This window comes from Cognatazoarcus halotolerans, assembly GCF_009800965.1.
GTDB lineage: Bacteria > Pseudomonadota > Gammaproteobacteria > Burkholderiales > Rhodocyclaceae > Cognatazoarcus > Cognatazoarcus halotolerans.
Genome location: NZ_WUAF01000109.1, coordinates 1 through 207, shown reverse-complemented (window position 1 = coordinate 207; position 207 = coordinate 1). Strand labels below are relative to the sequence as shown.

Here is a 207-nt window from a genome sequence, read left to right as displayed (position 1 = left end):
TCGCGCTGGCCATCGCCGGCAGCGACGTGGCCGGGGCGGCCGATCCACTCAGCTACACCATCGACTGGGGCGACGGCTCCGCGCTGCAGACGCTCAGCGCCGCCGAACTGGCGGCCCTGGGCGGCAGTGTCGAGCACGTCTTTGCCGACGACGAGGACGGCCTGGTGAACGCCACCGCGCGCACCATCACGGTTACGGCGAACGATG

General features: G+C 71.5%; 1 protein-coding gene. It reads left to right on the top strand.

What is annotated here, in order from left to right:
- Positions 1-207: hypothetical protein (locus GQB03_RS22895; RefSeq protein WP_159694094.1), on the top strand; the 207-nt coding region annotated here is incomplete at both ends.